This window comes from Flavobacterium sp., assembly GCF_035456085.1.
Lineage (GTDB): Bacteria > Bacteroidota > Bacteroidia > Flavobacteriales > Flavobacteriaceae > Flavobacterium.
This window is the reverse complement of sequence record NZ_DATIDY010000178.1, coordinates 1-5344: the sequence shown is the minus strand read 5'-3', so window position 1 is coordinate 5344 and position 5344 is coordinate 1. Positions and strand designations below refer to the sequence as shown.

Below are 5344 nucleotides of genomic sequence, written 5' to 3'. Positions count from 1 at the left end.
AAAAGTTCCGGAGTAGTGATGGATTGCGATTTAAATATTACCTTAGCCATTGCTTGTTTTTTGTGCAACTCTAAGATACTATTTTAGATTAAAAACAGCAAAAAAAAAGGCTGCCCTTACTTTTTGGACAGCCTCTTTTTTATTGGATCACCTTAATTTTTTTTGGTTAACAAGGTGTTTTTATTTGTTGAATAGCAATAACTTAAATAAAAGTTAATTTTTTAAGATTTCATCGAACTTCATTTAATCTTCATTTTACAGTGATAATTTTGATTCATAATAAAAACAAATATTAATTTAAAAATTATAAGATCATGAAAAACTTATTGATGGCATTGGCATTAGCACTTGGAACAACAGTTATGGTGAGTGCACAAACTACACCAACTCAAACAGCTCCTTCTAAAGAAGTAAAAACAACTAGAAAAGCTCATAAAAAAGCGCATAAACACGAAGCAAAAGCAGCAGAGACTAATAAAACTGATGATGCAGCTAAGTCTACTGCTCCAAAACAATAACAAATCTTTTGTTGTGAAATTCATGGGGTATTTCTAAAGGATTTAATTTTTGGTTTTTAGTAGGTTAAAAAAGGGTGATGAAGAAATTTACACCCTTTTTTGCGTTAAAATTATGATAATATAAATCGTTTCATTTTCAATAGTTGTTACTTTGTATAAAATTATATAGATAATGATCTTACGTTTATTTTTTTTAGGAGTTGTTCTTTTTGTTATTGAACTTTATGCATTTCAGGCTTTTAAAACATTGATAAAATTGAAATGGGTTTTGATTTCGTATCAGATAATAAGCTTTTTACTTTTTATATTTATCCTTTATTCTTTCACTCAATTTGATCGTTCGGTTGGACAAACAAAGCAAACCATGCTTACGATGGGATTGTTGCTTTTAGTTTATATTCCCAAAATTCTAATAACTGTAGTGCTTTTGGGTGAAGATGTTTTTAGAGTGATAGCAGGATCAATCAATTATTTTATAGATAGCAATTCGAAAGCTTCTTTCTTGCCATCAAGACGTAAATTTGTTAGTCAAATTGGTTTAGGACTTGCAGCGGTACCTTTTATGTCATTGATATATGGAATATTGGAAGGGAAATATAATTTTAAAGTAATAAAACAGGCAATTTACTTTCCTGATTTGCCAGATGCTTTCAATGGTTTTACAATTACTCAAATCTCAGATGTTCATAGTGGAAGTTTCGATAATCCCGAAAAAATTAGCTATGCTATTGATTTGGTAAATGCACAGAATTCGGATATGATTTTGTTTACAGGAGATATTGTAAACACTCACGCAAAGGAAATGAACCCGTGGATTGAAACATTTAATAAAATTAAAAAACATCAATATGGAAAATATTCTGTTTTAGGAAATCATGATTATGGGGAATATGTTACCTGGCCATCTCAAGCTGCAAAGGATAAGAATTTTGATGAGATAAAGAAATTATATGGTCAAATTGGTTTTAAATTGTTGTTAAATGAACATACATTTATTGAAAAAGATGGTGCCAGAATTGCTTTAGTAGGGGTGGAGAATTGGGGTCGAAATTTCAAACAAGCGGGTGATTTGAAGAAAGCTTCGCAACAGTTAACAAAAGAAGATTTTAAAATTTTAATGAGCCACGATCCAAGTCATTGGGACGAAGTCGTTCAGCATGATGATAAACATTATCAATTAACATTATCCGGACACACACACGGAATGCAGTTTGGTATAGAAATTCCAGGTGTTATAAAATGGAGTCCTTCACAATATGTTTATAAACAGTGGGCAGGTTTATATGAAAATCTGGGAAGATACGTTTATGTAAATAGGGGATTCGGATTTCATGCCTATCCTGGACGAGTTGGAATTATGCCTGAGATAACTGTAATTCAACTAATAAAAGGCGAAAAATTAGCATAATTGGTTTAAAATGCTAATTTTGCATGTAAATGTCCCTTTTTGAAATTAATAGAAATTTAATATTTTGGTTTTATGTCAAAATTTGGAGAACTAATAAATACACAAGTTCCAGTTTTAATTGATTTTTACACTGATTGGAACGAACCTTCACTATCGATGCATCCCGTTATAAAAGATGTAGCAGCTGCACTTGGAGACAGAGTAAAAGTAATCATGATAGATGTTGATAAAAATCAGGAATTAGCAAATGCACTGCGTATCAAGGGTTTGCCTACTTTAATGATTTATAAAGAGGGCATGATGATCTGGAGACAATCTGGAGAGTTAGATGCTAATACCTTGATTGGTCTTGTACAAGAACAAATATAATTTGGAATAAAGTTTCCTTTTTTATTGGATTATTTCAAATTTAAAACCTCTTTCGTTTAAAGCTTGTAATGACAACGGAAGTACATGTTGTAAGTTTTTGTATGCTTTTACACTATCGTGAAAAACGATTATACTCCCCGAAACCACATTTTGAAGAACATTTTCCAGGCATTTTTCAGCTGTTATAGTCTGATCAAAATCGGCACTGAGAACGTCCCACATAATTATTTTATAGCCCAAATTTCGCAATTCTTTGGATTGTGATTTGTTTATTTTGCCATAAGGTGGGCGGAATAGATTGGATGTTGTCGAATGGTAATTACTGATTTGAGATTGACATGATATAATGTTTTCGATGTAGTTATTTGTAGTGTTCTTCCATCCATTCAAATGGTTGAATGTATGATTCCCTACGGCATGTCCGTTATCAATTACTTTTTTGAAGATATCTGGATGGCTATTGATGTTTTTTCCAATACAGAAAAAGGTAGCCTTTGCTTGGTGTTTTTTTAATTCTTCTAACACCCACTCTGTGATTTCAGGAGTTGGGCCGTCATCAAAAGTGATATAGATTTTATTTTCTTTGTTTGGTATATCCCAAATATAATTGGAAAATATTTTTTTTATAAATGTATTTGTTTTAATCCAATAGAGTTTCATGTTTCAATATTACAATTAAATCCAATTATTCATTAAAAATTATAAAATTAAAGCTTATCGATATTTATCTTTTCTGTTTTTATCACATTAAATTTATAAAAGAAAAAGGTTTCAATCCTATTATTAAATAAAAAATGCAGTGTATTTTTAATTTACACTGCATTTCAGCTTCTTTATGTCATTTAAAATTATTCTTTTTTGCGACCAAATCTTGCAAAAATTTCAATATAAGTATTGAAAGTTTTTTTGCTGGAATTGTAGTATTCAAGATCGTTACTTTCCTGCATTACGGTTAATAAGCTTCTATATCTTTCAAGATCTGTAATGATTTCAATACTTACATTAGATTGCTCAGAAGGTATTAGTTTAGCGTAATAATTGAGGTTATCCCTATACTTGGCTATTAATTTCTCCAGTAAATCATGCGCTTTTGCTTTTTCGCCAACATCGTAATAACCTTTTGCAAAAGGTTCAACTAATGAGTAATATCCAAATTTATCCAAAGGCATTTTTGTCATTGCTAATTCGATAACTTTTTTGGCTTTGTCTATCTTACCTTCTGCAATCAATTGATTCATCAATCGGGCTAAGTTCATACGGTAAGTAAGACTTTCTCTTCTAGTTTCTGGATCATGATATATTTTGTTGCTATCGCTATTGCCCCAATCCCACGCCATTACTTTTGCATACATATTGTCAGAGTCAATTCGTCCCATATCCATTTGGCCAGAATCCTTATCCAATGCAGTTTTTATTGGAACTAATTTATAAACCATACCTTCAAGTTGAAGATAATTTTTCATCCATAAATAATCCTCGTCATCAAATGCTCCACCGCTAAAATAAACAGGTCTTTTCCAGTTGTTATTGTTCACTAAATCAAGCATCATTAATCTGTTTTTGTAGATTGCACTTCCTTTTATATCTATGTCAATATAAGGAACGATTGAGTCATATAATTTTGGATTGACAACTTTGTTTTTAATAATATTGGCTTTGTCAATTGGAATTCTGATTTTGTTAGTTGGGTAGTAATGGATAGTTTGTCCATTTTGCATTTCTACCGTAGATCTTGGATCTTTAATAAATTTTATAAAATCTTTTAAATCCCAACGGCTTTCTGTTTTTTGAATATGCGCTACATAATCAAGTTTGTCACCCACATATTCATCATGTGTAAATGAAATCGGTAAAGCATTTGATTCGTATGCTTTTCTCTTCATTTGATCGATGTACCAATCGGTCATGAATAAACTGGTATTAACAATTTTAATATCTGTACGGATTCCTTCTATCTCTTGGGCATACCAAAGTGGGAAAGTGTCGTTATCTCCAATAGTAAACAAAATAGCATTAGGATCACAGGACAGCAAATAAGCTTTTGCCATTGCTGTTGCGGTATATTTGCCAGAACGATCATGATCATCCCAGTTTTGATATGCCATTAATACTGGAGCAGCCAATAATGAAGCTCCTATTATTGCTGGTCCTGCAATTTTTGGGCTAAGGTATTTGTGAAAACTCTCATATAATGAATACACACCAAAACCAATCCAAATGGCAAATACATAAAAGGATCCTACAAGAGCATAATCTCTTTCACGTGGTTCAAATGGTCTTTCATTTAAGTAAATTTTCAACGCAATTCCCATAAAAAGGAAGAGTGCTAATAGTACATAAAAGCTTTTTCTGTCTTTACTCGCATGATACATGATTCCGATTAAACCAAGGATAAATGGTAAAAAGAAATAAACATTTCGTCCTTTATTGTTTAAGACATCAGCAGGTAAATTGTCTTGAGAGTTTACGTGTAAATTATCAATAAATGGAATACCGCTTATCCAGTTTCCATCTTGATAATCATATCTTCCTTGCTCGTCATTTTGTCTTCCAACAAAATTCCACATCAAATATCTCCAATACATATACCCAAATTGGTATTCAAACATAAAGCTAAAATTGTCAGCAGTTGTCGGTTTTTCGATGATTAAATAATCTTGATAGTGCTTTAGGAAAGCAACATAACCTTCATTATCAATTTGTTTTTGAGCATATGCTTGTCTGAATTCAGATACGGTTTTTTCTGTTTCGTTTCTTAATTGTGCGATTGCTTTGTTGTAATCTTCCTCACTTAATTTACTCGGATCCAATCCGTATTTAACTAAATCTTCTTCGTAAGGATAGTCAGGATTTATTTTAAATGCAGGTGGGTGAGTAAAATTGATGTAGTTTTCGATATGCTCTGTACTCCACATTCTTGGCAAAATAGTTTTTTGAGCATCATCACTATTTTGTTCAGCATTTTTATAATTATTTACAATTACATATTTACCAGTTTTGTAATCTCTTTCATAGTTAGGTGCCTTATCCAAGTAAGGATTGTTTGGAT

5 protein-coding genes are annotated in these 5344 nt (G+C 31.5%); 3 read left to right on the top strand and 2 right to left on the bottom strand.

Annotated features, from left to right (window positions below):
• Positions 1 to 314 precede the first annotated feature (314 nt).
• The 3 genes from VLC96_RS13620 (at position 315) to VLC96_RS13610 (ending at position 2295) form a co-directional block, all read left to right on the top strand.
• Positions 315 to 518: a hypothetical protein gene (locus VLC96_RS13620; RefSeq protein ID WP_325263736.1), complete on the top strand. Its 204-nt coding sequence runs from the start codon at positions 315 to 317 to the stop codon at positions 516 to 518.
• A gap of 172 nt (positions 519 to 690) precedes the next feature.
• Positions 691 to 1926, top strand: a complete 1236-nt coding sequence (locus tag VLC96_RS13615; RefSeq protein ID WP_325263734.1) for a metallophosphoesterase — start codon at positions 691 to 693, stop codon at positions 1924 to 1926.
• A 72-nt stretch (positions 1927 to 1998) separates the two neighbouring features.
• Positions 1999 to 2295: a thioredoxin family protein gene (locus tag VLC96_RS13610; RefSeq protein WP_325263733.1), complete on the top strand. Its 297-nt coding sequence runs from the start codon at positions 1999 to 2001 to the stop codon at positions 2293 to 2295.
• Positions 2296 to 2316: 21 nt separating this feature from the next.
• Here the strand turns inward: VLC96_RS13610 and VLC96_RS13605 are convergent, their stop codons facing one another.
• Together VLC96_RS13605 and VLC96_RS13600 are read right to left on the bottom strand one after the other, a co-directional pair.
• Positions 2317 to 2955, bottom strand: coding sequence for a polysaccharide deacetylase family protein (locus VLC96_RS13605; protein ID WP_325263731.1), 639 nt, complete (start codon positions 2953 to 2955; stop codon positions 2317 to 2319).
• Between the two features lie 188 nt (positions 2956 to 3143).
• Positions 3144 to 5344 (bottom strand): hypothetical protein (locus VLC96_RS13600; protein ID WP_325263730.1); only part of this gene is annotated, 2201 nt, incomplete at its 5' end.

Bases quoted from the DNA above. Each gene is read 5' to 3' on its own strand.
- VLC96_RS13615 (WP_325263734.1), top strand. From the start codon at position 691: ATGATCTTACGTTTATTTTTTTTAGGAGTTGTTCTTTTTGTTATTGAA.
- VLC96_RS13605 (WP_325263731.1), bottom strand. From the start codon at position 2,955: ATGAAACTCTATTGGATTAAAACAAATACATTTATAAAAAAAATATTT.
- VLC96_RS13620 (WP_325263736.1), top strand. From the start codon at position 315: ATGAAAAACTTATTGATGGCATTGGCATTAGCACTTGGAACAACAGTT.
- VLC96_RS13610 (WP_325263733.1), top strand. From the start codon at position 1,999: ATGTCAAAATTTGGAGAACTAATAAATACACAAGTTCCAGTTTTAATT.